This is a genomic window from Pseudomonas nitroreducens NBRC 12694 (genome assembly GCF_002091755.1).
GTDB lineage: Bacteria > Pseudomonadota > Gammaproteobacteria > Pseudomonadales > Pseudomonadaceae > Pseudomonas > Pseudomonas nitroreducens.
This window is the reverse complement of sequence record NZ_BDAI01000008.1, coordinates 51538-76060: the sequence shown is the minus strand read 5'-3', so window position 1 is coordinate 76060 and position 24523 is coordinate 51538. Positions and strand designations below refer to the sequence as shown.

21 protein-coding genes are annotated in these 24523 nt (G+C 54.9%); 16 read left to right on the top strand and 5 right to left on the bottom strand.

Annotation, left to right across the window (positions count from 1 at the left end; genetic code table 11):
* Window positions 1-144: 144 nt before the first annotated feature.
* The 15 genes from wecB (at window position 145) to PNI01S_RS19805 (ending at window position 17238) form a co-directional block, all read left to right on the top strand.
* Window positions 145-1290 carry a non-hydrolyzing UDP-N-acetylglucosamine 2-epimerase gene (wecB, locus tag PNI01S_RS19870; protein ID WP_084358866.1) on the top strand — a complete coding sequence of 382 codons (1146 nt, stop codon included), beginning with the start codon at window positions 145-147 and terminating at the stop codon, window positions 1288-1290.
* Window positions 1291-1337: 47 nt separating this feature from the next.
* Complete coding sequence (wecC, locus tag PNI01S_RS19865; protein WP_084358865.1) at window positions 1338-2597, top strand: UDP-N-acetyl-D-mannosamine dehydrogenase; 1260 nt, start codon at window positions 1338-1340, stop codon at window positions 2595-2597.
* A 34-nt stretch (window positions 2598-2631) separates the two neighbouring features.
* Complete coding sequence (locus PNI01S_RS19860) at window positions 2632-3915, top strand: oligosaccharide flippase family protein (RefSeq protein ID WP_084358864.1); 1284 nt, start codon at window positions 2632-2634, stop codon at window positions 3913-3915.
* Window positions 3916-3918: 3 nt separating this feature from the next.
* A complete protein-coding gene (locus tag PNI01S_RS19855; protein ID WP_084358863.1) occupies window positions 3919-5040 on the top strand; it encodes an FAD-binding protein in 1122 nt (373 codons plus the stop codon).
* The gene (locus PNI01S_RS19850) at window positions 5037-6113 is read left to right on the top strand and encodes a polysaccharide pyruvyl transferase family protein (RefSeq protein WP_037009573.1); all 1077 of its coding nucleotides are present in this window, start codon (window positions 5037-5039) and stop codon (window positions 6111-6113) included. Before PNI01S_RS19855 ends, PNI01S_RS19850 begins: the two co-directional genes overlap by 4 nt.
* Before the next feature lie 14 nt (window positions 6114-6127).
* The gene (locus PNI01S_RS28385) at window positions 6128-7345 is read left to right on the top strand and encodes a hypothetical protein (protein ID WP_143514260.1); all 1218 of its coding nucleotides are present in this window, start codon (window positions 6128-6130) and stop codon (window positions 7343-7345) included.
* Between the two features lie 479 nt (window positions 7346-7824).
* The gene (locus PNI01S_RS19845; protein WP_084358862.1) at window positions 7825-8862 is read left to right on the top strand and encodes a glycosyltransferase family 4 protein; all 1038 of its coding nucleotides are present in this window, start codon (window positions 7825-7827) and stop codon (window positions 8860-8862) included.
* A gap of 19 nt (window positions 8863-8881) precedes the next feature.
* Window positions 8882-9628 (top strand): WecB/TagA/CpsF family glycosyltransferase, encoded by a 747-nt coding sequence (locus tag PNI01S_RS19840; protein WP_084358861.1) that lies wholly within the window; start codon window positions 8882-8884, stop codon window positions 9626-9628.
* Window positions 9629-9739: 111 nt separating this feature from the next.
* Window positions 9740-11155, top strand: coding sequence for an undecaprenyl-phosphate glucose phosphotransferase (locus PNI01S_RS19835; protein WP_084358860.1), 1416 nt, complete (start codon window positions 9740-9742; stop codon window positions 11153-11155).
* Between the two features lie 173 nt (window positions 11156-11328).
* Window positions 11329-12438 (top strand): polysaccharide biosynthesis/export family protein, encoded by a 1110-nt coding sequence (locus PNI01S_RS19830; RefSeq protein ID WP_084358859.1) that lies wholly within the window; start codon window positions 11329-11331, stop codon window positions 12436-12438.
* 8 nt (window positions 12439-12446) lie between these two features.
* Window positions 12447-13103 (top strand): YjbF family lipoprotein, encoded by a 657-nt coding sequence (locus PNI01S_RS19825; RefSeq protein ID WP_084358858.1) that lies wholly within the window; start codon window positions 12447-12449, stop codon window positions 13101-13103.
* Window positions 13100-13873 (top strand): capsule biosynthesis GfcC family protein, encoded by a 774-nt coding sequence (locus tag PNI01S_RS19820; RefSeq protein ID WP_084358857.1) that lies wholly within the window; start codon window positions 13100-13102, stop codon window positions 13871-13873. The genes PNI01S_RS19825 and PNI01S_RS19820 overlap by 4 nt, the downstream gene beginning before the upstream one ends.
* A complete protein-coding gene (locus PNI01S_RS19815; RefSeq protein WP_084358856.1) occupies window positions 13870-15969 on the top strand; it encodes a YjbH domain-containing protein in 2100 nt (699 codons plus the stop codon). Before PNI01S_RS19820 ends, PNI01S_RS19815 begins: the two co-directional genes overlap by 4 nt.
* A gap of 84 nt (window positions 15970-16053) precedes the next feature.
* Window positions 16054-16452 (top strand): YbaY family lipoprotein, encoded by a 399-nt coding sequence (locus tag PNI01S_RS19810; RefSeq protein ID WP_084358855.1) that lies wholly within the window; start codon window positions 16054-16056, stop codon window positions 16450-16452.
* A gap of 108 nt (window positions 16453-16560) precedes the next feature.
* Window positions 16561-17238, top strand: coding sequence for a DUF4197 domain-containing protein (locus PNI01S_RS19805; RefSeq protein WP_037009581.1), 678 nt, complete (start codon window positions 16561-16563; stop codon window positions 17236-17238).
* Between the two features lie 99 nt (window positions 17239-17337).
* Here the strand turns inward: PNI01S_RS19805 and PNI01S_RS19800 are convergent, their stop codons facing one another.
* The 3 genes from PNI01S_RS19800 to PNI01S_RS19790 all read right to left on the bottom strand — a co-directional run bounded on the left by PNI01S_RS19800 (window position 17338) and on the right by PNI01S_RS19790 (window position 22102).
* Window positions 17338-17529, bottom strand: a complete 192-nt coding sequence (locus PNI01S_RS19800) for a hypothetical protein (RefSeq protein ID WP_084358854.1) — start codon at window positions 17527-17529, stop codon at window positions 17338-17340.
* Window positions 17530-17923: 394 nt separating this feature from the next.
* The gene (locus PNI01S_RS19795) at window positions 17924-20992 is read right to left on the bottom strand and encodes an efflux RND transporter permease subunit (protein ID WP_084358853.1); all 3069 of its coding nucleotides are present in this window, start codon (window positions 20990-20992) and stop codon (window positions 17924-17926) included.
* Between the two features lie 6 nt (window positions 20993-20998).
* Window positions 20999-22102: an efflux RND transporter periplasmic adaptor subunit gene (locus PNI01S_RS19790; RefSeq protein WP_038803394.1), complete on the bottom strand. Its 1104-nt coding sequence runs from the start codon at window positions 22100-22102 to the stop codon at window positions 20999-21001.
* A gap of 98 nt (window positions 22103-22200) precedes the next feature.
* Between PNI01S_RS19790 and PNI01S_RS19785 the strand changes: the two genes are divergently transcribed.
* A complete protein-coding gene (locus tag PNI01S_RS19785) occupies window positions 22201-22833 on the top strand; it encodes a TetR/AcrR family transcriptional regulator (RefSeq protein WP_024765655.1) in 633 nt (210 codons plus the stop codon).
* A gap of 157 nt (window positions 22834-22990) precedes the next feature.
* On the opposite strand, the gene PNI01S_RS19780 is transcribed toward PNI01S_RS19785, so the two are convergent.
* Together PNI01S_RS19780 and PNI01S_RS19775 are read right to left on the bottom strand one after the other, a co-directional pair.
* A complete protein-coding gene (locus tag PNI01S_RS19780; protein WP_084358852.1) occupies window positions 22991-23773 on the bottom strand; it encodes a class I SAM-dependent methyltransferase in 783 nt (260 codons plus the stop codon).
* A gap of 55 nt (window positions 23774-23828) precedes the next feature.
* Window positions 23829-24521 carry an extensin-like domain-containing protein gene (locus tag PNI01S_RS19775; RefSeq protein WP_256576699.1) on the bottom strand — a complete coding sequence of 231 codons (693 nt, stop codon included), beginning with the start codon at window positions 24519-24521 and terminating at the stop codon, window positions 23829-23831.
* Window positions 24522-24523: the final 2 nt, after the last annotated feature.

Here is a 24523-nt window from a genome sequence, read left to right as displayed (position 1 = left end):
CACAAAGCCAGTAAAACCGAAAAATTCATGTCACGCTGAACCTGCAGCTCATAGCAAATATTCCGACCATTTTTCATAAATAAAATTTCATCCCAGGGCCGCAAAACAAAACTTCACTATATCTAGTTTCATGCAAGGAATTACATGACTATCAAAACCCTTTGCGTTTTCGGCACACGCCCTGAAGCCATTAAAATGGCTCCACTTGCTTTGGCTCTTGCTGCTGATGGAGACTTTGATGCGAAGGTCTGTGTTACGGGACAACATCGTGAAATGCTGGATCAAGTTCTGAGCCTTTTCGAAATAATGCCGGACTTTGACCTCAACATCATGAAGCCCGGCCAGGACCTGACTGATATAACGACTGCGATTCTCCAAGGCATGAAGCACATCTTCAGCTCCTACAAGCCGGATTTCGTACTCGTGCACGGCGACACCGCCACGACTTTTGCAGCCAGCCTGGCCTGCTACTACCAACAGATTCCGGTAGCCCACGTCGAAGCCGGATTGCGTACCGGAAATCTCTACTCACCCTGGCCGGAAGAGGCCAACCGGAAACTGACAGGAGCCTTGGCTAATCTGCACTTTGCTCCAACCACTACCTCAAGAAGCAACCTTGTACAGGAAGGGATTGACCCGGCATCCATTACTGTCACCGGGAATACCGTTATCGACTCCTTGCTCGATGTAGTTGCCAGGCTCGACAGAGACCCCACTCTCCAGGAGCAGGCAGCCAGACCGTTCGCTCACCTCAACCTTAACCGCAAGTTCATTCTCGTAACCGGTCACCGTCGCGAAAGCTTCGGCGGAGGATTCGAGCGCATCTGCCAAGCCCTGATGGAAGTAGCACAACAGCACCCCGAGGTAGACATTATCTACCCCGTCCACCTCAATCCCAACGTACGCGAGCCTGTCAACCGGCTACTGTCAGGCATATCCAACATTCACCTGATCGAACCGTTGGACTACCTACCATTCATTTATCTGATGAACCGATCACACATCATTCTGACGGACTCGGGCGGCATCCAGGAAGAAGCCCCCTCCCTTGGCAAACCCGTTCTGGTGATGCGCGACACCACCGAACGACCTGAGGCAGTGGCGGCCGGCACGGTCAAATTGGTAGGGACCGATACCGCAAACATCGTCCGGGCATTGAACTCTCTGCTGACTGATTCCAATACCTATCGTGTCATGAGTTTTGCGCACAACCCTTACGGGGACGGAAAATCCTGCAGCCGAATTCTCGACACCCTGCGCAGGCAGCAACAAGCAGTCACCCGGCGATAGTTAATAGCACCAATTTTCTACCTCTGCCCCATAAATAGGATACAACCATGCATTACCAGACAATCTCGGTAGTAGGTCTAGGCTACATCGGCCTACCGACCGCCGCTGTATTTGCCTCTCGGAGAGTTAAGGTTATCGGTATCGATGTGAATAAACGTGCCGTAGAAACTATCAATCGCGGCGAGATCCACATTGTGGAGCCGGATCTGGACAAAGTGGTGCAGGCAGCAGTTAGCGGAGGTTACTTGCGCGCCAGTATTACTCCCGAGCCAGCGGATGCATTCTTAATCGCAGTGCCTACCCCCTTCAAAGGAGACCACGAACCTGATCTGAGTTACATCGAGTCAGCCAGCAAAACCATTGCGCCGGTTCTGAAAAAAGGCGATCTGGTCGTACTCGAATCGACCTCCCCAGTGGGCGCCACCGAGCAAATGGCCGCTTGGCTCTCCGAAGCGCGTCCCGACCTAACCTTCCCGCAGAGCCACGGCGAGGCATCGGACATTCGCATTGCCCATTGCCCCGAGCGCGTCCTTCCTGGCCAAGTACTTCGAGAATTGGTGGAGAACGACCGTGTCATTGGTGGCATGACCCCCAGATGCTCGAATGCGGCAGTCGAACTGTACAAAATATTCGTCGAAGGCGAATGCGTTGTTACCAATTCGCGCACCGCAGAGATGTGCAAGCTGACAGAAAACAGCTTTCGCGACGTGAATATCGCGTTTGCAAATGAACTGTCGATTATCTGCGACACACTAGATATCAACGTGTGGGAGCTGATCCAACTTGCTAACCGACATCCTCGTGTCAATATTCTCCAACCCGGCCCAGGTGTAGGGGGACATTGCATTGCTGTTGATCCTTGGTTCATAGTAAAGAAAACACCTGAACAAGCTAAGCTAATTCATTGCGCCCGCAATGTTAACGACCTAAAGCCAACTTGGGTTATCGACAGAGTTCGCATAGAAATATCAGAGCATCTAAAGCAGAACCCACAAAAGAAGGATCGCGAGGTAAAAATTGCCTGCTTTGGTCTTGCCTTCAAAGCAAACATTGATGACCTCCGAGAAAGCCCTGCTTTAGCAATTGCCTGCCAACTAGTAAAAATCCACACAGGCCCAATACTAGCTGTAGAACCGAATATAGATCATATTCCAGCCTCAACATCTAGCAATATAATACTTTGCGACGAAAAAACTGCAATTTCCGAGGCAGATATATTACTTCTACTAGTAGATCATCATCAATTCAGAAATTTAAACATTAACGGGAAACGCTTTATCGACACTCGTGGAATCTGGCAATCATAGAAAGACCACAACAGCAACGGTTACATCTGCAAATATGAATCTCAACATCCACTCAATAAAAAACAATCTCTTCGCGCTCACGGCCAGAGCGCTAGAAGGGTCAAAAGTCATCATTGCAAGCATAATCGTTGCACGCGTCTTCAGCCCTGACGACTTCGGAAGATATTCCTATATAATAGGAATATCTTCCGTGATAGCAGTAATCGCCGAATTCAGATTACAGAGCGTCATGATGAAGAAAATCTTGCAGAGCCCAAAAAACTCAGGAGAAATAATTGGCTCTGCAATATCTGCCAACATTGCATTCTCCGGAATTGGCATCCTGATCGCGAGCATATACATTCAGCTTGAAAGCGACAAAACAATAATAATCGGAACACTAATATATACCGCATCTTTCTTCTACAAAGCGCCCAGAGCTTTTCGAGCGTACTTCATATCAACAGAAAACAATCTAACCATCGCAAAATGCGAAATTGTCGCAGCAATAATATCGTTAGCCACAACACTTGCATTTATATATCTTAAACTTAGCTTATCCTGGATAATCTTTGCCCGCTCATTAGACTTCTTGACAAGCGGAATCCTTCTCACGACTGCCTTTAAGCTTGAAGTAAAAGGAAAAATAAAATTAAGCACGAAGTTTGCTGAAGCAAAATCTATGACATTTCTTTCCGCACCTCTGGTATTCTCAGGGGCAGCAATGATTCTACTTCAGCGCATGGACTTGATCTTGGTTCGCCAGATTCTTGGAGAGCATGCAGCCGGCCTATATAGCAGCGCAGCTACGGCCATGTCACTTTTCTCCATAATTCCACTAGTAATTTCTGAAACTCTGGCGCCTGCCATTTTCAGAAATCCCACTCCAAGCCAAACTCATCGAATTCAACAGAATTTCTCCGACACCGTTGTTTTTACTGGAATTGCAATGTCGGCTTGTATGGCAGCAGCCACCCCCCTATTCATTAAATTTCTATATGGCCCAAGTTATATAGAAGCGCAACATGCGATGTACATATTATCTGCTTGTCCCGTTTTGATTGCTCTGGGTGCAGCATCGGGGCAGATTATAGTTGCAGACGGAAACCAGAATCAATCATTTATTAAAAGCATAGTTGCCTGCATGATAAACCTCCTATTAAATATTGTGCTAATTCCTAAAATGGGGATAAATGGCGCAGCCACTTCAACTGTCATCGGTCTCCTGATAGCAAATTTCCTAAGCCATAGGCTGATCCCAATATATAGATACTTATTCAAGATACAGATAAGGAGCCTACTCCCGATACACCGCATGCGCATGACATACAGGGGCTAGCCCATGAAAACTGAAGAAAAAAACTTACGCCAACTTAATAAATTTGGATTAGATTGCACTACAAAGCACTACTTCAGATTCCATGAAATATCAGAAATAGAAAAATTAACAACAGAAATACCCATAATAAAAAATAACTTCTTTATCCTTGGCGGCGGGAGCAACATACTTCTCCCGGAGAACCTTGACAGAGTTGTCTTACACCCCTGCAATGAAAAAATAGAAACCATATCAGACAACAAAAATAGAATAATTGTTCGAGCTCACGCTGGTCTTGAATGGGACAAATTCGTTGCACACTGTGTAGAAAAAAACTGGGCAGGATTGGAGAGTCTTTCTCTTATCCCTGGCAATGTCGGAGCGGCGCCGGTTCAAAACATAGGAGCCTATGGGAAGGAAGTTTGTGAATCGATTGAAAAAGTTAATTGCTATAACTTACTCACAAAACAGATAGTCGAATTAAAAAACATAGACTGCGATTTTAGTTACAGAGACAGCATATTCAAAAAGAGACCAGAACTTTTAGTACTATCTGTAGAATTCAAACTCTTCCACTCTCGCACCTCTTCCCTTAGAGACCCAAGGGGAAACAAGGTATCATATAGAGAAACACTTAGAGAATTAAATAGACTCGCCTTTTTTACACTGAACGCAGTAAAGATCGGCCCTAAAACAAGATGGAGGCTAAAGCTCTCATTAGACAATGTACGCCCCCTATTGCAAAGCAAAATCATATCCATATCGCTAAAGCGAAAAATAGTTTGTTTTGTCCGGAGAAGGACAATGCCCGATCCAATTAATATTGGAAACGTTGGGTGCTTCTTCAAAAGCCCTATCATAAATAGAATCGAAGCAGAATCGCTGAAATCCTTATACCCAAGAATTACAATTTATCCAAACGAGGCCGACACCTACAAAGTATCTGCTGGAGACTTGATTCGGGAGTGCGGCTGGGCCGGAAAGAGGATCGGCGAGGTCAGCATTAATGAGCGGCGTCCGTTAATAATATTGAATCATGGCAAAGCCACATCAAAAGAAATTCTAACATTCTCAAAAAATGTACAAAACTCCGTATTCACTAAATTCAATATAAATATCGACCCCGAAGTCGTGATAGTGAAATGAAAAAAATATACACACTAACATTCCAGAAAGCATTGAACTATGGAGCAACACTTCAAGCTTACGCGCTAGTAAAGTTCTTGAAGAACTCCAACCTAGACGCTCAAATTATAGACTACACCCCTAGCTATTTTCTCCTTCAACGTTACCGACCGGCCAAAGGGATAAAGAAGACATTTGAAAAACTTTCTAGACTAAAGAAATTTAACAAATTCTCAAAAACTTATCTGCCATTGACATCCAAAAGATATCTTACAAATAAATCACTTAATCAGATAAGAGACGCTCATGCAGTTATTTGTGGAAGTGATCAAATCTGGAACCCTGATCTCACTGGCGGGATGTCGGACACAGCATACTTTCTAGACTTTATCTCAAGCCCTACAAAAAAAATTGCATACGCAGCCAGTGCCGGAAGTCGCCGACTTCCAGACTTCATTGATCAAATAAAAGATCTATTGCTACAGTTTGACGCACTGGGTGTTAGGGAAGACACTCTAAATATTGACCTAGCCACTCACCTACCTGGCATAGAAAACCACGTCGTAGTTGACCCGACACTTCTTATTCGCGACTACCATGAGATTTTTGAAAATTCAAAAATCCCAAAGAAAGAGTATATAGCCACCTATGTAGTTGGATCTGGAGCCATGCTAACCAGATTCGAAGAATACATAAAAGAACTAAAGAAAAAGACGCAACTCCCAATATACCACCTTGGTTCTAAACCAATTCCAAGCGCTGATTTCAACCTCCTTGACATAGGACCAAGCGAATGGTTATCACTAATTCACTCAGCAAGCTTCATAGCAACGAACTCATTCCACGGGACAGCTTTTTCCATAAATTTCGAAAAAGATTTTTTCTTCTTCCCACATATAATTAAAAACCTAAACTCACGACAAACAACACTGCTTAGTAGGCTCGGACTTATGTGTCAGGTTGTAGAGTCACCAACAGATCTGATGACACGCAAACTCGAAAGAATCCCATACAATGATGTTCGCCCACGCCTGAACAGGCTCATAAAAGATTCTCAAAACTTCCTCTTAAAATCCATTGGGCAACAACTTTAACCGCCAAAGACAGCATGAGCATCAATATATCAACCTGGGTGGCATTAATATATATTAGTTTTGCCTTAGACTCGGCCCTAAAGCTAGGCGGAACCGTACAATTCCACTTAGGAATTATCTGCATAGCAATAACAAACGTAATAGCCACCCTTAGACGTCCGTCATCAATACTACATCCACTTAAAAAAGAAACCTCACTCATAATATTTATCCTTTATAGCCTGATCTCTGGAGCATTAATGTTCCAACCCGGATTTATAAACATAACAGTCTACCTATTGGTAACCATAAACATAATAATATTCGCAAGCACAACTTTCAGATTCACATCCAAGAAGATATTCTACTTATTCCAAATAACAATGATCCTCACGGGATTATTTCAATACGCTATTTTCAAAATAGGCGGAGTCCAATTAAGTTTCATTAACGAAGATCACTATGAAAAGGGATACTCTGTGTCCTTCAGGCTCAGGGGTTTTTTCATTGAGCCAAACTGGTTTGCCATTTCATTTTCCTTTAACACTCTCCTGCTTACTGGCAGCAACGTAATAAAATTCATAAAAAGAAACCCATGTACCGCCACGCTTACTGCTTTGGTTATGATTCTTAATGGCTCCCTGACAACAATTGGAGCACTAACTATAATATACTCAATACCGATAATAAAAAAGACCCCAATAAAAGGCACACTTTTTTCCGCCATGATTCTGTCGGTTTTAATTGGCGTAATTAGTTATAGAAGCACAATCAACCCAGACAAAGATAACGAAACACTTCTAAATTACGCTTCACGCTGGATCCCACTGACCAGAGTCATAGAATACCAGACCAATCAAAGCTTATTAACTATACTATTTGGCCACGGCCTTGGAAGTTGGGGCACGACAGCCGTAAACCATCGTCTTTCCGCTTTGGTAAATGAAGAAGATCCATCTGCGAGAGATGGCAGTGAGTTACCTGTTTTTATTTTCGAGCTCGGACTTTTCGGACTTGCCTTATTACTCTTAGACTTTCTTATAACCTACTCTCGAACACCTAGTCGGTATACGCACATCAGAGGGGGACTAGTACTATTCATTATCTGCTTAGTATTCTACCCAACCTTAAAATTCTGGATGTATATGCCCTACTATTTCTATTTACGAAGGGCAAGATATGAAACAGCCTCGATTCAGCACACTGATATTAGAAGACATAAAGACCATCTTATTCTACAAAGGGCGAAGTAGGAAATTTATAAGCATACTTTCAAGCTTGCTATCCCCGTCCTTCATTTGCACTACAATATATCGCGTATCTCATGTTCTCTATCTATTCAAAATTCCTCTACTCCCTAGACTCGTATGGTGGCTAAATTTTCTGATTTTCAAAGTAGATATTGACCAACGATGCGCGCTCTATGGTGGCATATATTTTCCTCACCCAATCGGGATCGTAGTTGGACAACACGTCCATCTCAGAGGACACATAAAAATAATGCAAGGTGTAACTATAGGAGGAAACCTAGGAAAAACATCAAGAAGAGGCGAAGCAGTTCAGCATCAACCATGGATTGATGGAAGAGCTTTTGTAGGACCTAATTCAATAGTAGCAGGCCCAATAACTCTCAGCGGGAGTATTTTCGTTTCGGCCAACACTATTTTATCGTGTGATGTGCATAACTCTTTCATCTGCGAATCAAACAAGATTAAGAATCTAAACGAAGACCATGAAAGGGAACTCTATAAAGATTAATGTCTGGCACCTTATAAACAACTCAAACCCAGAACGAGGTGGTGCCCAGAAGATCCTGGCGCAACTGACCAATCAAGATGAAAAAATTATCAGCATACAACCATCCCGTCATGCAATTATAAACACTCTGCCAGACAGCCTAACCACGCTTATATCTATAGCAATAAAAATAATAACAAATAAGCCTGACATTATATATATTCATAACCGTTGCTTTCTCCCGCTATCCTGGCTACTAAAAGCAATTGGAAAAAAATCAGTATTCTATGCACATGCCAATTACAGAAAACACCTTTGGCTCTATAAGGTATTCCCTTGCGACCATTACATCGCTGTATCAGAATCAGTAAGAAATAGTTTACTCGAGCAAGGCGTAGAAGAAAAAACTGTGACGACAATAACAAACCCCTACATAGGTGAGACGTATATCGGAACTCATCCAACCTTTAATAACAAAGTATTTAAAGCCGGATTCGTTGGATCACTTAACAACTGGAAGGGAATAATAGAATTAATAAAGGCAATATACGACATATCTTCAAACCTCAAAGGCAGCATATCCTTTAAAATAGTTGGTGATGGCCCGCTCATGGGTCACATCAAAAAGTTGAAAGAAACAGCTCCTAAGAACGTCGAAATTATAATATGTGGATTTCAAAAGACACCATTTGAATTCCTGAAAGACTCACACACTCTGCTAATTCCGTCCCTCGAAGAGGGCTTTGGCCTGGTAGCAATTGAGGGAATTTATCAAGGAAAGATTTTACTATACAACACAATTCCAGCCTTGCACGAAATTTGTAAGGACGACCCGCTCAGCTTTTCATTCGACATACACAGAGCATCTAGCCTTCTATCGGCGATTAATTCGGCAATTAACTCCATAAATCTCCTAGGTGATATGGAGCTCTCAAAAAATAGATCCGAATCAATAACAAACAAATACAACCTAGAGAAGTTTACACAGAAGCATCAACTCCTTAGATCAATTATACTTAACCAACATCATTAAACCAACACTAAACACTTCCATGAATAGAATCCATTTCCTGAACTGCCCTTTGGATGCAATGTCTATGGAGCAGGCAGTTAACGAACTAGAAAAACGGATAATCAAAAACCAATTCACTCAACACTCAGTGGTAAATGTTGCAAAATTAGTCAACATGCAGTCCGACAAAATTTTATCCCAATCTGTTAAGTCCTGTGACATCATTAACATCGATGGAATGGGATTAGTATGGGGAGCTCGCTTTTTGGGGCATAATGTTCCTGAGCGAGTTGCCGGTGTAGATCTATTTCATCAACTCCTGGCCATGAGTGCCCGTAACCATTTCACCGTCTATCTTCTTGGCGCCACGGAAGAGATTGTCGCCAAAACGGCCACAACTGTAGAAGCCCAGTATCCAGACCTAAGAGTAGCCGGCTACCACCATGGTTACTTCTGGGATAATGAAGAAAAGATGGTTGAAACGATCCGCAACTCCAATGCTCAGCTTCTATTTGTAGCCATTACATCCCCTAAGAAGGAAAATTTCATCAATCGCTGGAAAGATCAGCTAGGCGTCAATTTTGTCATGGGTGTCGGCGGCACTTTCGATGTAGTTGCCGGAAAGGTGAAGCGGGCACCGCTGTGGATGCAAAGATATGGTCTTGAATGGTTATATCGAGTCATTCAAGAGCCAGGCAGGATGTGGAAGCGCTATCTAACTACCAATGTTCAATTCGCCTGGTTGCTGGTGATTGAGAAATACAAGCAGCTGCGCTCCAAAAACTAAATAGCATCTTCTGCCCTCTATTAATTAGTGCAACGCAGTTCAAACCCTCGCCTCCACATAAATACCCCTCTAAAAGATCCTGCAAGCCAGAGATCGCAAAGGAATACTCCAATGAACACGAGGGACCGCGGAATCCTCCGCCCCCATCAAGCCACTATTTCCATTCTGCAAAAGCTGATTGACCTCACTGGCATCTGTCTCGGCATGAGTGTGGTTATTGCCGTCGATAGAGCGCAGTGGGATTACTCAGCCGTCATCGCAACGCTGTTTGCCTTGGTCATTTTCTATCTGCTCAGTGACTTCGGGCAACTCTATGTCTCATGGCGGGGTGAACGAATTTGCGAGGAGTTGCGGAAGGTCGGCGGCATTTGGACAATCAGCTTTGCCGGCGTTGCGGTTGCCGACTACCTCAGTCCAGAGATCACCGTGCTCAGTGGTACAGGGCAGATACAGTGGTTCTCACTGGTACTCGGCAGCTTGTGCGGTTACCGCGTTCTTTTGCGCTCAGGCCTGCATGCGCTTCGCCGTCGAGGCTTTAACACTCGCTCGGTTGCCATAGCCGGCGCAGGCACGTTGGGGCAGCGCCTGGCAACCAGCATTGCCAGCGCACCGTGGATGGGGCTGGAACTGGTCGGCTTCTTCGATGACAAGCTTCACGCGCCAGTCAGCCTGGGCACTGGCAGTGTGAAATTACCTATTTCCGGCACGCTGGAACACCTAGTGGAACAGGCCCGTGCAGGCAAACTAGATCGCGTCTACATCACGCTACCCATGCGCAGCGAAGCACGAATCAAGTGGCTGGTAGAGCAACTGAGCGACACCACGACCTCCGTCTACATCGTTCCCGATGTTTTTGTCTTCGACCTGCTTCACGCCCGCTCACAGAATATCGACGGCATTCCCACTATCAGCATCTTCGACAGCCCCATGGTGGGAGCCGGTGCATGGGTAAAGCGCCTGGAAGACATCGTGCTGTCTTCGTTGATTCTCTGCCTCATCGCCGTCCCGATGATGCTGATCTCCGTTGTGGTGAAACTCACGTCGCCCGGCCCCGTCTTCTTCAAGCAGAAACGCTACGGCATCGATGGCCGTTCGATAGAAGTGTGGAAGTTCCGCAGCATGCGGGTCATGGAGAACGGCGCGACAGTGGCCCAGGCGACCCGTAACGACAGCCGCATCACTCCGGTTGGTGCTCTCCTGCGTCGTACTTCGCTGGACGAGCTGCCCCAGTTCCTCAACGTATTCATGGGCGATATGTCCATCGTTGGGCCGCGCCCACACGCCATTGCACACAACGAAGAATACCGGGGGCAAATCAGCAGCTACATGCTGCGCCACAAGGTGAAGCCCGGCATTACCGGTTGGGCCCAGGTGAATGGTTGGCGTGGGGAGACGGACACGCTGGAAAAGATGCAGAAACGCGTCGAGTTTGACTTGGCTTACATCAACAACTGGTCGCTGTGGTGGGATCTGAAGATTGTCTTCCTGACGCTGTTCAAGGGATTTGTTCACCAGAACGCCTATTAATCTAACCCTCCTCCAGTTAAAGAATTACCTGTCACAGCCCACCATCCTTTTCCTACATCCGCCCGCAAGTCCCATTGCTAACCTGCGCAGCCTCCTGAGAAGCCTCCAAGCCTAGGAAAACCGGCGCCGAAAACCTCTGCGTCATCCTGATTACTCCTCCTGTGTAGCCATCCATGATCCGTCCATTGTCTGTTGCTGTCCTGTCCGCCCTCGTGCTTCAGGGGTGCATGTTTTCCCCTGGCCAGAATCTGGATACCGGGCGACTGATGCAGGAGGACTCGGCCGAGTCAAGCCGTGTCCAATTGGTGCAGATTACTCCAAAGCTGCTCACCATAGAGGCAACAACGCAACAGGACGATCTGACTTCACCTGAACTGCTCGGTTACCAGCCGGAAAGCTATCGAATCGGTGCCGGCGACCTGCTCTACATCACGGTATGGGACCACCCAGAGCTGACTTCGCCAGCCGGCCAACAACAGCAGATCGATGCCAATGGGCGGCTGGTGAGACCCGATGGAAGCCTTTTCTACCCCTATGTTGGACAGATCAAAGTAGGCGGCCGAACGATCGAGGAAGTTCGCCATCACATCAGCGAAGCGCTGGCCGACTATATCGAGCAACCGCAGGTGGACATTGCCGTCATGCGCTACGCCAGCCAGCGCGTGGTGCTCAATGGCGCCTTTGTGAAAGCCGGCCAGCAAGCCATTACCGCCACGCCTCTGACACTGATGGAAGCACTCGGCACAGCTGAACCGGACACGGCCAATGCAGACCTTTCCGGCCTGACCCTTCAACGGGGCAAACAGGTATATCGCTTGAATCTGGACGCTCTCAATACCGAACAGGGATCGGACCTGTACAGCCTGTACCTGAAAGACGGTGATCGCATCTATCTGCCCTACAACGACCGCAAGAAGGTCTACCTGATGGGCGAGGTCAACGCACCGCGCGCCCTGACTTTCAAGACCCGCGAAATGAACCTGGCCGACGCGCTGGGCAGTGTCGGCGGCCTCAACCAGACCACCGCCAACGGTAAGGCCGTCTATGTCATTCGCGGCGTGGAGAACCTGGAAACCGAGCGCGCCACGGTCTTCCAACTCGACGCGAATTCGCCGACCGCCTTCATCCTTGCCCAGCAGTTCCAGTTGCGGCCTCAGGACGTGGTCTACGTCGGCCCGGCAGGCGTCACCCGCTGGAACCGCCTCATCAGCCAGTTGGTGCCTTCCGCGGGAATCGTGGGCACCGGCTCGTCCGTCCAGCGCAACCTCACCAACAACAACTAATTCCCCCTATGACTGCCCTCCGTCTAATCGCGCTGGCCGCATTGGCCGCATCACTGATTGGTTGCAATCCATTGATGCAAGGCTCCCTCAATACGCTGGGCGCTAGCCTTCACGGCCCTGCGAAGCTGGAAGTCACGCAAGTCCAGGTCGATGCTCTGCCCTATTACCAGATCCAGGTGTCGACCGAATACGGCTCGGCGGTGATGGCGCTGGTGCGTGTGCAGGGCAAGCTGCAGTACTGGCGGGCCAACTCCAACCAGTTGTTGTTGCTTGAGGATGGTGTGATCGTGCGCACCCTGGGCTTCCCGGAGGATCTTCTGGGGACACGGCTGGCAGCAGATTCTCCCTTCTCTCGTGGGTTGCAGCATGTTGCCGACGGGCAGCCAAGCCAGCGCTGGATCGATCTCGGCTCGAATACCCAGTTCGACATTTCCCTCAGAGGCACATTCCACCCTGCCGGCATCGAGACTGTGCGCATTCTCGACCGCGACCACTCCTTGCTACGCGTCGACGAATCACTTGCCTCCCCGGTTGCGGGCATGTCTTCAACCAACCACTACTGGGTCGATCCTAAGGATGGATTCATCCTGCAAAGCCGCCAGCAGGTCACGCCGAGCCTCAGCGTCACCCTCACTCAACTGCGGCCACTGCGGAGGCAGCCATGAGGCTTGCGCGGATCGGCTGTCTGATGCTGGGGCTCGCTCTTGGCAACACGCTGTTTGCCAATACCCGCATCGAGGTGCTGGGGGCTGTCCCCGCTCCAGGGGAGAAGGAAATTGTCGAAGGCCTGCGCCTGGGCGACCTGCTCGGGCAGTTGCGAATTGATCCGCTAGGCTACTGGCTCGGTGCGTCATGGCAACGCGAAAGCCTGAAGCAGGAACAGCAACGCCTGAAAGCAGGCATCTTGTTCGACCTGATCCAGCTCCAACGTCTCGCAATGCTTCAGAACGAGCCGGGGATGGCCAATGCAGCCCGGCAACTGAACGAGCAGGTGGCCCAACTTCCGGTCACCGGGCGGCGCCTTTACCGGCTCGACCCATTGGCCGTCGAACTGAGCGCCGCCCACTCGCCCAAGCTTCAGGGCGGAGACCGACTGATCTTCCCGCCGAGGCCCGACAGTATTCGCGTCACCGGTGCGGTCTCGAACGACTGCAAGCTGCCGTTTGAGTCTCTGCAACAGGCCTACCGGTATGCGCAGCAGTGCCCCGCCCTGGCGGAGGCGGACCCGGATTACCTCTACCTGATTCAGCCTGACGGGCAAGTTTCCCGGCTGGGTATTGCCCTGTGGAATCGCGAGGAATCCGCTCCTCCTGCGCCCGGAGCAGTCGTACTGGTACCTCTGGATGCCACGCAAGTGGGCGCGATCGTCCCGGACCTGAACCGTGAACTCGCCAGGTTCATCGCCACCCAGCCGCTACCTATGGAATCGCCATGAATTGCCGCCACGGCCTTTACCTGCTGCTGGTCGGCACCCAACTGTCTTTCGCCGAACCACGCTATTCCCAGAACGATTTCGGTGGCGTCGGTCTGCTTCAAACGCCAACCGCACGTATGGCGCCGGCCGGTGAGATCAGCATCAACGCCAACCGGACCGATCCCTACTCGCGCTACAGCTTTTCACTGCAGCCCTTCGACTGGATGGAGGGTACCTTCCGCTATACGTCCATCAGCAACCGGAAGTATGGCGCCGAGGACTTCAGCGGTGATCAGAGCTACAAGGACAAGGCCTTCGACGTCAAATTCCACCTCCTGCAGGAGAGCCGCTGGGCTCCCGAGATCGCTCTGGGCGGCCGCGATATCGGCGGCACCGGCCTGTTTTCCAGCGAATACTTCGTAGCCAACAAGCGCGTCGGCGATTCTGACTTCAGCCTGGGTTTGGCATGGGGCTACATCGGTAATCGCAGTGAGCTGGACAACCCGTTGGGGGGGATCGACGATCGATTCAAAACCCGTCCTGCACCAACCGGAACCGTCGATGCTGCAGGCTCGGTCAACTCCAATGAGTACTTCCGCGGCCGCCCTTCCTTCTTCGGCGGCATCAACTGGCAGACGCCCTGGAAGCCCCTGTCCTTCAAGCTCGAATACGACGGCAACGACTACCAGCACGAACCACTCGACAACCCACAGAAGCAGGACTCGCCGTTCAACATCGGCCTGGTCTTCAAGGCCAGCGATTCGATCGACCTGACGGCCGCCTTCGAGCGCGGCAACACCGCCATGCTCGGCATCACCCTGCACACCAACTTCGCTACCCGCAAGGCACCAGCGAAAGTGAGCGACCCCGCTTCCGAAACCCTGGCACAGCGAGTGGAGCAGAAACCAGACGGCACAACCGACTGGGCTGAGGTCTCCCATCGCCTGGAAGCAAACGCCGGCTACAAGGTCGAGCGCATTACGCAGAAGGACCACGAAGTCGTGGTGTACGGCGAGCAGACCCGCTATCTCTATCCACCCGAAGCGGTGGGGCGTACGGCACGCATCCTGGATAACAGCACCGACCAGGAAGCCCAGTGGTTTACCGTCATCGACACGCGCTATGGCCAGCCAATCGTCGAAACCAGCGTGCCGCGTCGACTGTTCGAGGACGTGGTCAATCAGGAACGGCCGTTGGAAGACCTGCGCCGTGCGACCGAACAGAACGTGCCGCTGCCGCAGCAGGAACAGGTGCTGTACCAACAGAAATCCAATCCGTTCAGCTACAACATCGGCCTGGGCTACAACCAGAGCATCGGCGGGCCGGATAACTTCCTGCTTTACCAGTTCACCGCCGACCTCGACAGCGAATACCGCTTTACCCCGAGCCTGTGGGCGAACGGCCTGCTCAGCGCCAACCTGATCAACAACTACGACAACTTCAAGTACGACGCCCCCAGCGGCCTGCCGCGGGTCCGTACGGACATCCGCCAGTACATGACCACCTCCGGCGTCGTGCTACCGACTTTCCAGTTGAACAAGACCGCACGGCTCGACCAAGACCTCTACGGCATGGTCTACGGTGGTTACCTGGAGAGCATGTACGCCGGCATCGGCGGCGAGCTGCTGTATCGCCCTATGAACCAGGACTGGGCCGTAGGTGCCAATCTGGACCTGGTCCGCCAACGCGATTTTGATCAGCACTTCGGCTTGCGCGATTACCAGACTGCGACGGGCTTCGTCACGCTCTACTGGCAAACCGGCTTCGAAGACATCCTCGCCCAGGTCAGCGCTGGTCGTTACCTGGCTCGCGACTGGGGCAGCACGCTCGATCTCTCTCGGCAGTTCCGCAACGGCGTGCGTTTTGGCGCCTGGGTCACCCTCACCACGGCCAACAAGGAAGCCTACGGCGAAGGCAGTTTCGACAAGGGCATCTACGTATCGATTCCGTTCGACGAACTGATGAGCAGCTCCACCATGCGCCGGGCCAATCTTTCCTGGGATCCGCTGACTCGCGACGGTGGCGCCCGCCTTAACCACTACTACTCGCTCTACGACCTAACCGAAGGCCGCGACCCGGTGATGTTCCAGAACCTGTTCGGACGCATCGTGAAATAACTCGAAGCTCTCCCGGATCATGGCGCGGAAACCAAAGTCACCCACAATGGTCAGAGGCGCCCTGGATCCAAGGAGAGTTACCTTATGAAAACCCTACCCCTGCTACTGATGACCGGCCTGCTCGCCGCCTGCAGCTCCACTCCCTCCGGTGACAAGGCGTCGCTGGACGGCGAAGTTTTCTACCTGCAGCGCATTGCTCTACCGCCAACTGCCCAGGTCACCGTCAGTCTGCAGGACGTTTCTTTGGCCGACGCGCCCGTCACCGAGCTGGCCCGGCAGCAACTGGACTCCGGGCGGCAGGTGCCACTGGCGTTCCACCTCGACTACGAGCGCAACCAGGTCAAGCCGGGCCACAGCTACGCCGTCAGTGCGCGCATCGAGGACAACGGCCGCCTGCTGTTCATCACCACCGAGCGACACAGCGTCAAACTCGACGGTAGCGACCCGCAACCACTACGAATCCGCGTTGACCCTGTGCGCTGATTCACCGCGCCGCCGGATTTTCCCCGGCGGCCTTCCTCCGTTAATCTCCCTCCTCCATTCTCCACCGCGGGGCCGCCCGGCCGCCGTGTTTCGCCCAAGGAAGTATCGATGCTGCGATTCCCCGTTCTGCTGGCCGGCGCCCTGCTGTCCTTCAATGCCTTCGCCCTGTCCCTTTCCGACCTCAGCCAAAGCGACGCCACCGGCGGCCTGAAGGATGCGCTGACCCAGGGTGCGCAGGTGGCCGTGAAACAGCTCAGCCAACCCGGCGGCTTCAGCAACGACCCGGCCGTGCGCATCGAGCTGCCCGGCAAACTGGGCAAGGCCGCCAAGACCATGAAGCAGTTCGGCATGGGCGCCCAGGTTGACCAGCTCGAAGCGAGCATGAACAAGGCCGCCGAGGCCGCCATGCCGCAGGCCCAGGCGCTGCTGGTGGATGCGGTGAAGAAAATGAGCGTGACCGATGCCAAGGGCATTCTTCAGGGTGGCGAGCACTCGGCGACGGACTACCTGAACCGCAGCAGCCGCGAGCAACTGCGCGCCAAGTTCCTGCCGATCATCAAGCAGGCCACCGACCAGGTCGGCGTCGCCAAGCAGTACAACGCCTTCGCCAGCCAGGCCGCCGCCTTCGGCGTAGTCGACGCGAAGAGCGCGAACATCGAGAACTACGTGACCGAGGAAGCACTGGACGGCCTGTTCAAGCTCATCGCCGAGCAGGAGAAGACCATTCGCCAGAACCCGACAGCCGCCGCCACTGGTCTGGCGAAGAAGGTGTTCGGGGTACTCTGAGCCACGCCTGAAAGGCACACGAAAAAGCCCGGAAATGTTCCGGGCTTTTTCTTTTCTGCTCATGCCACCCAGGCACGGGTTAATTGCCTCTCGGGGCGCTCACCCCTGGTGAGGAATGGCGGAAGCCTTCCACTCAGCAATGGCCTGCAGCGCAAGCGGGTCATCATCGAACCAACCGGTCTGCGAAAGACGCAGCTTCTCCTCCAGCAATACACAGATTGCCAAAGCCGCATTGGCGCGGTCTTCACGCGACTCCCTGATGGTGTTTTCAATTTCTTTTCGCAGTTTCATGCTGTGCTACCTTGGGCTTGGCCACTGTCGTATGGATGGCGCTCGACGCACCACACGCTGGTTGGGCGTTGGATTTGTCGACCTCGTCCGCCTCTGCTGGGCTCTTTATATTCTTATTTACACGGAGGATCTTTCTGATTCTGAACTCAGAATGCTTGAGACGCACAGCTGTGCACAAAGTCTCGCAAGAGGGTTCCTACTCCAATTTAAGCCAGAGGTATGCTGGACAATCGCCCATTCATACGAAAATGCGTTCGCAAAAGCCCTGCATGCTTAGGGCGGATAATCCGCTCCCAGTCATTCGCCCTACGAGCTGAGGCTCGATGAAATGACCACAAAAAAGCCCGGCATCTGCCGGGCTTTTTTATGTCCGCTGCGCATTCACCTGCGCGGGCTAAGCCTCTTTCTTCACCCTGAACCACGCCGCATAGAGCGCCGGCAGGAACAGCAGCGTCAGCGCCGTGGCGACGATCAGGCCGCCCATGATCGCCACCGCCATCGGCCCGAAGAACACGCTGCGCGACAGCGGGATCATTGCCAGTACGGCGGCCAGGGCGGTCAGCACGATGGGGCGGAACCGCCGTACCGTGGCTTCGATGATCGCGTGCCAGGTATCCATGCCATGGGCGCGATCCTGCTCGATCTGGTCCACGAGGATCACCGAGTTGCGCATGATCATCCCCGCCAGGGCGATGGTACCGAGCATGGCGACGAAGCCGAAGGGCTTCTGGAACGCCAGCAGGAACAGGGTCACGCCGATCAGGCCCAGCGGCGCGGTGAGGAACACCATGATCATCCGCGAGAAGCTGCGCAGCTGGATCATCAGCAGGCTGAGGACCACCACGATGAACAGCGGTACGCCAGCGTTCACCGAGTTTTGGCCCTTGGCCGAATCTTCCACGGTACCGCCGACTTCCAGCAGGAAGCCGTCGGGCAGCTCGGCGCGGATCGGGTCCAGCGTCGGCGAGATCTGCTTCACCAGCGTTGCCGGCAGCGAGTCGTCGTAGATGTCGGCACGCACGGTCACAGTCGGTAGGCGGTTGCGCCGCCAGATGATGCCTTCCTCGAAGCCGTATTCCAGGGTCGCGACCTGCGACAGTGCCACGCTGCGGCCGCTGCTGGTCTGCATCGACAGGCTGGGCAATTGCGAGAGGTCATGCCGGCCGCGCTCGTCGCCGCGCAGGAGGATCTCGATCAGCTCGTTGTCCTCGCGGTAGTAGCTGACGGTGGAGCCGGTCAGCGAGCTCTGCAGGAACTGCGAGATGTCCGAAGTACTCACGCCCAGGGCACGGGCGCGCTCCTGGTCGATGTCGAGGAAGATCGCCTTGCTCGGTTCTTCCCAGTCCAGGTGCACGTTCACCACATGGGGGTTCTCGCGCATCTTCTCGGCGACCTTGCGTGCCAGCTCGCGGACTTCCGGGATGTGCTCGCCGGAGACGCGGAACTGCACCGGGTAGCCGACCGGCGGGCCGTTCTCCAGGCGGCTGATACGAGTACGCAGGGTCGGGAAGTCCTCGTTCATGTGCTTGATCAGCCACTGGCGGATTTCCTCGCGCGACTCCAGGCTCTTCGCCAGGACCACGAACTGCGCGAAGCTCGCCGCCGGCAGTTGCTGGTCCAGCGGCAGGTAGAAGCGCGGCGAGCCGGTGCCAACGTAAGCCACGTAATTGTCGATGCCCGGGTGCTCGGCGAGCATCTTCTCCAGGCGATTGACCTGCTCGGTGGTGGCGGTGAGCGAATCGCCCTCGGCCAGCTTGAGGTCCACCAGCAACTCCAGGCGCGCCGATGGCGGGAAGAACTGCTGCGGCACCAGGCGGAACAGCATGATCGAGCCGATGAAGGCCGCCACGGTCAGCAGGATCACCGTCTTGCGGTAGCGCACGCACCATTCCACCACGCGGCGGAAGCGCTGATAGAAGGCAGTGGAATACGGATCGTGGCCTTTGTCGGTGCCGCCGTGTTTTTCCGCGTGACGCTTGGCAAGGTCGGGCAGAAGTTTCTCGCCCAGGTAGGGCACGAAGACCACGGCGGCGATCCACGACACCAGCAACGCGATGGTCACCACCTGGAACAGCGAGCGAGTGTACTCGCCGGTGCCCGATTGCGCGGTGGCGATGGGCAGGAAACCGGCAGCGGTCACCAGCGTGCCGGTGAGCATCGGGAAGGCCGTACTGGTCCAGGCGTAACTCGCCGCCTTGAGCCGGTCGTAGCCCTGCTCCATCTTCACCGCCATCATCTCCACGGCGATGATCGCGTCGTCCACCAACAAGCCCAGCGCCAGCACCAGCGCGCCGAGGGAAATCTTGTGCAGGCCGATGCCGAAGTAGTACATGCAGGCGAAGGTCATCGCCAGCACCAGCGGGATCGACAGCGCCACTACCAGGCCGGTGCGCAGGCCGAGGGAGAAGAAGCTCACCAGCAGCACGATGATCAGCGCCTCAGCCAGCACACGGACGAACTCGCCGACGCCTTCGCGCACCGCTGCCGGCTGGTCGGACACCTTGCGCAGCTCCATGCCTGCCGGCAGCGTCTGCTGCAGGCGTTCGAATTCCGCGTCAAGCTTCTTGCCCAGCACTAGGATGTCGCCGCCGTCCTTCATGGCCACGGCGATACCAATGGCGTCCTCGCCCATGAAGCGCATGCGCGGCGCGGGCGGGTCGTTGAAACCGCGGTGCACCTCGGCCACATCGCCGATACGGAAGGTGCGATCACCGACGCGGATCGGGAAGGAGCGGATGTCCTCCACCGAGTCGAAGCGACCGGACACGCGCAGTTGCACCCGGTCAGTGGCCGTCTCGAAGAAGCCGGTGGCAGTGACCGCGTTCTGTTCTTCCAGCGCCTTCTGCACCGCCGCCAACGGGAGGCCGAGGGTGGCGAGCTTGGTGTTGGACAGGTCGATCCAGATTTTCTCGTCCTGCAGGCCGACCAGTTCGACCTTGCCGACGTCCTTGATGCGCTGCAACTGCAGCTGCAGGCGGTCGGCGTAGTCCTTGAGCACCGCGTAGTCGAAGCCCTTGCCCGACAACGCGTAGATGTTGCCGAAGGTGGTGCCGAACTCGTCGTTGAAGAACGGCCCCTGGATGCCCTGCGGAAGGGTGTAGCGAATGTCGTTGACCTTCTTGCGGATCTGGTACCAGAGCTCGGGGATATCGCGGGAGTGGAAGTCCTCGCGGGCGACGAAGGTCACCTGGGATTCACCGGGCCGCGAGAAGGAAATGATGCGGTCGAAGTCGCCGGTCTCCATCAGCTTCTTCTCGATGCGCTCGGTGACCTGGCGCGAGACTTCCTCGGCGGTCGCGCCCGGCCAGTTGGTCTTCACCACCATGGCCTTGAAGGTGAATGGCGGGTCTTCGCTCTGCCCGAGCTTGGTGTAGGACAGCGCACCGACTATGCCCAGCAGCAGCATGAGGTACAGCACGATGGAGCGGTTCTGCAGCGCCCAGGCGGAAAGGTTGAATTGCATCGGGCGTTACTCCTTCGCCACCAGCTTGATCGACCGGTTCTCCCGGTCGACAGGCCGTACCTCCTGCCCTTCACGCAGCACCTGGACACCGGCTGCCACCACCCAGTCGCCATCCTTCAAGCCTTCGAGCACCGGCACGCGGTCTTCGGCGTAGGGACCGACGCGCACCGGGCGACGGTGCAGGGTGGAAGTCTTCGGATCGACCACCCAGACAAATGGCTGGCCTGCCTCCGAGGTCAGCGCGGCCAGTGGCACCGCCAGCGGCACGGCGCCCTCGGCATGGACGTAGACGCGGGCGCTCTGGCCCAGTTCGGCGGGCACTTTCGGATCGTCGAAGGCAACGCGCGCTGCAAAGGTGCGCGATTGCGGATCGGCCGCCGGCGACAGTTCGCGAATCTTGCCGCTGAAGCGCTTGTCACGCTGCGACCAGAGCTCGACGCTCACCGCCTCACCAACGCGGAAGCGCTCGAAGGCATGTTCGGGGAAGCTGATCAGTACTTCGCGGTCGCCATCGGCGGCCAGGGTGAAGACGGTCTGCCCGGCGGCGACCACCTGCCCCACCTCTACACGGCGCGTGGCGATCACGCCGTCCTGGGGCGAGCGCAACACCGCGTAGCCAGCCTGGTTGCTGGCCACGTCGTATTCGGCGCGAATCTGCTTCACGCGCGCTTCGCCGGCGCGGTAGGTGTTCTCGATGTTGTCGAACTGCGACTGGCTGACCAGCTGGCGCTCCAGCAGGGTCTTGTAGCGGGTGTATTCGGAGCGGACGGTCTGCAGGTTGGCTTCGGCAGCCGCCACCTGGGCACGGGTGGCTTCGAGCTGCAGACGAACGTCTTCGGGATCGAGTTCCGCCAGCGGCTGGTCCTTCTTCACCCGTTCGCCGGTTTCCACCAGGCGCTTGCTGACTTTGCCACCGATGCGGAACGCCAACTCCGGCTCGTGGCGGGCATGGACTTCGCCGGGATAGGCTTCGGTGACGTCACGCGCCGGCAGCGGCTGCACCACGATGGCCGGACGCACGGCGGGCTTGGGAGGCTCGCCATTACCGCAGGCAGAAAGGGACAGAATGAAGGCAGCAGGCAGCGCGACAGACAGAGCATGGCGGAACATGATGTGTGACCCTTTCGCAAAACGCGGTTGGAATTCTTATACTCCCCGGTATAGTAAAAATACAGAACCCATCAGTCCAGTATTAGAAATGTAAAATCATGTCGCCATCGAACTCATCGAACGGACCGGGTCGCCCCAAGGATCCCGCCAAGCGCCGAGCCATTCTCGAGGCCGCCAAGGAGCTCTTCGTCCGCCATGGCTACGACGGCAGCAGCATGGAGGCCATCGCCGCCGGGGCCGGGGTGTCCAAGCTCACCGTGTACAGCCACTTCACGGACAAGGAGACGCTGTTCGTCGAAGCCGTGCAGGCCAAGTGTGCGGAGAACCTGCCAGAGCTGTTTGCTGAGCCATCGGCCGATGCGCCGCTGGAAAGCCTGCTGCTGAACCTGGCGCGCGGCTTCAATCAGTTGATCAACAGCCCGGAAGCCATTGCGCTGAGCCGGCTGATGATTGCCCAGGGCGGGCAGAACCCGCATCTGTCACAGCTGTTCTTCGACGCCGGCCCGCAACGCGTGCTGGACCAGATGGAACGCCTGCTGGAGCAGGCTCGCCAGCAGGGAAAACTGGCGATGGACAGCCCGCGCCGGGCCGCCGAGCACTTCCTGATGCTGGTGCAGGGCTGCGTGCACTTCCGCCTGATGATCGGTTGCGTGGAGCCGCCGACCGAGGAGGAGTCCGAGGCTCACGCGCAGGAAGTGGTGGCGCTGTTCCTCAAGGCCTTCAGGCCCTGACTCGCGCCGGAGTGCCTAGAGAAGAAGCGAGCTTGCTCGCGAACAGGGCTTCCCGGCGAGTTCGGCGTTAGGCGGGTTTGCGAGCAAGCTCGCTCCTACAAAAGCAAAGCTGCGGCGAAATGTTCTGTAGGAGTTTCTCGGGACCTTGAGCAGGCCGTCAGCCCTTGAGGCTCTTCAGCGGATAGATGTCATAGCGGCTGGACTTGCCTTCCAGGCTGTAGCTGGGCTTCTGCCCCTCGATGATCGGCGCCTTGCGTGGGCGCTTGACCACCACCCGGTGGCTGGCCAGCTTCAGCGCCGCACCCAGCAGCGCCGGCGCGTCCAGGTCGTCGCCCACCAGTGGGCGGAACAGGCGCATTTCCTTCTTCACCAGCGCGCTCTTGTCGCGGTGCGGGAACATCGGGTCGAGGTAGATCACCTGCGGCGCCTCGCCTTCCCAGGCGGCCATGCGCTCGATGGCGTTGCCCTGCAGCAGGCGCATGCGCGCGACGATGGCGCCCACCTCGAAATCCCCGGCGGCACGGGCCAGGCCGTCTTCCAGCAGTGCGGCGATGATCGGTTGGCGCTCGGTCAGGTGCATCTCGCAGCCCAGGGTCGCCAGCACGAAGGCGTCCTTGCCCAGGCCGGCGGTGGCATCCAGCACATGGGGACGCACGCCCTGCTGGATACCCACGGCCTTGGCAATCATCTGCCCGGCGCCGCCGCCGAACTGGCGGCGGTGAGCCGTGGCGCCTTCGAGGAAGTCCACCCGCACCGGGCCGGGCGAGTCCGGCCCCAATTGCAGCAATTGCAGGCCGTCATCGCCCAGTTGCAGGGCGAAGTCCGCATCCCCCTCGCCCATCGGCAGCCCGAGCCGCTGCGCCCACTGCTCGGCGGACGCCTGCCAGGCAGGCGCCAGGGCCTGGACGACGATGCGCGGCGGAGTGAGGACTTCGGTCATGGCGGGGCGATCCTGGAAAAAACCGCGATTCTACCGCAGCGCGCAGCCAGCGGGCTCAACGGCAGATCTGCCAGCCGCCCAGGTCGAGGTGAAAATGGTCATGGTGGGCGCGGTTGTAGTCCGGCCCCAGCACAGCGTCGAAGTTGCTGCAGGCGCCGTCGCGCACGGCACGCAGGAAGCGAACGGCATCGCCCTCCCCCGACCAGTCCCTGGCCACGACGATGCGCCGGCCGTCGGCGAGGCGGAAGGCGGCAATATCCAGCGCGTTGGCGCTCGCGTGCTGGCTGCGGCGGGCATCGGCGCGCCCGTAGATATTGCGGCAGGCAAAACTGCCCAGGTGCTCCACGCCAACCACCGGCTGGCCGTAGACGGCCCTTGCAGCCGGATGCAGCGAGTGCCGCTCGAACAGCGCGAAGCTCACCGCCAGCGGGCAACTGGCGAGGAAGCTGCTGCTCAGCTTTACCTCGGCGGCCTGCACGCGCCAGACGTTCTGCAACGGGCAACCGGCGACCGGCTCGCTGTCGGCCATCGGCTGCGCCTTGAGATCAGAACTCTGCAACGCCAGGCGGCACAGGCCGACGTCGTCACGCAGTCGCCAGAGCTTGTAGCGGGTCAGCAGGCTGGGCTCATCGCGCACATCCAGCGGTGCCCAAGGATTCCAGCGAGCTGGCAGGCCCAGCCACTGCTGCTGCACCGATAACGCGAACCCCGCGCAGGCGAGGACGAAAGCGAGCAGCCACCAGCGCAAGC

Excerpts from the sequence above, each read along its gene's own strand:
- PNI01S_RS19830 (WP_084358859.1), top strand. The coding sequence starts at position 11,329 with ATGATCCGTCCATTGTCTGTTGCTGTCCTGTCCGCCCTCGTGCTTCAG.
- PNI01S_RS19860 (WP_084358864.1), top strand. The coding sequence starts at position 2,632 with ATGAATCTCAACATCCACTCAATAAAAAACAATCTCTTCGCGCTCACG.
- PNI01S_RS19825 (WP_084358858.1), top strand. The coding sequence starts at position 12,447 with ATGACTGCCCTCCGTCTAATCGCGCTGGCCGCATTGGCCGCATCACTG.
- PNI01S_RS19810 (WP_084358855.1), top strand. The coding sequence starts at position 16,054 with ATGAAAACCCTACCCCTGCTACTGATGACCGGCCTGCTCGCCGCCTGC.
- wecB (WP_084358866.1), top strand. The coding sequence starts at position 145 with ATGACTATCAAAACCCTTTGCGTTTTCGGCACACGCCCTGAAGCCATT.
- PNI01S_RS19815 (WP_084358856.1), top strand. The coding sequence starts at position 13,870 with ATGAATTGCCGCCACGGCCTTTACCTGCTGCTGGTCGGCACCCAACTG.
- PNI01S_RS19835 (WP_084358860.1), top strand. The coding sequence starts at position 9,740 with ATGAACACGAGGGACCGCGGAATCCTCCGCCCCCATCAAGCCACTATT.
- PNI01S_RS19780 (WP_084358852.1), bottom strand. The coding sequence starts at position 23,773 with ATGACCGAAGTCCTCACTCCGCCGCGCATCGTCGTCCAGGCCCTGGCG.
- PNI01S_RS28385 (WP_143514260.1), top strand. The coding sequence starts at position 6,128 with ATGAGCATCAATATATCAACCTGGGTGGCATTAATATATATTAGTTTT.
- PNI01S_RS19820 (WP_084358857.1), top strand. The coding sequence starts at position 13,100 with ATGAGGCTTGCGCGGATCGGCTGTCTGATGCTGGGGCTCGCTCTTGGC.
- PNI01S_RS19795 (WP_084358853.1), bottom strand. The coding sequence starts at position 20,992 with ATGCAATTCAACCTTTCCGCCTGGGCGCTGCAGAACCGCTCCATCGTG.
- PNI01S_RS19800 (WP_084358854.1), bottom strand. The coding sequence starts at position 17,529 with ATGAAACTGCGAAAAGAAATTGAAAACACCATCAGGGAGTCGCGTGAA.
- PNI01S_RS19790 (WP_038803394.1), bottom strand. The coding sequence starts at position 22,102 with ATGTTCCGCCATGCTCTGTCTGTCGCGCTGCCTGCTGCCTTCATTCTG.
- PNI01S_RS19850 (WP_037009573.1), top strand. The coding sequence starts at position 5,037 with ATGAAAAAAATATACACACTAACATTCCAGAAAGCATTGAACTATGGA.
- PNI01S_RS19785 (WP_024765655.1), top strand. The coding sequence starts at position 22,201 with ATGTCGCCATCGAACTCATCGAACGGACCGGGTCGCCCCAAGGATCCC.
- PNI01S_RS19855 (WP_084358863.1), top strand. The coding sequence starts at position 3,919 with ATGAAAACTGAAGAAAAAAACTTACGCCAACTTAATAAATTTGGATTA.
- PNI01S_RS19845 (WP_084358862.1), top strand. The coding sequence starts at position 7,825 with ATGAAAGGGAACTCTATAAAGATTAATGTCTGGCACCTTATAAACAAC.
- wecC (WP_084358865.1), top strand. The coding sequence starts at position 1,338 with ATGCATTACCAGACAATCTCGGTAGTAGGTCTAGGCTACATCGGCCTA.
- PNI01S_RS19840 (WP_084358861.1), top strand. The coding sequence starts at position 8,882 with ATGAATAGAATCCATTTCCTGAACTGCCCTTTGGATGCAATGTCTATG.
- PNI01S_RS19805 (WP_037009581.1), top strand. The coding sequence starts at position 16,561 with ATGCTGCGATTCCCCGTTCTGCTGGCCGGCGCCCTGCTGTCCTTCAAT.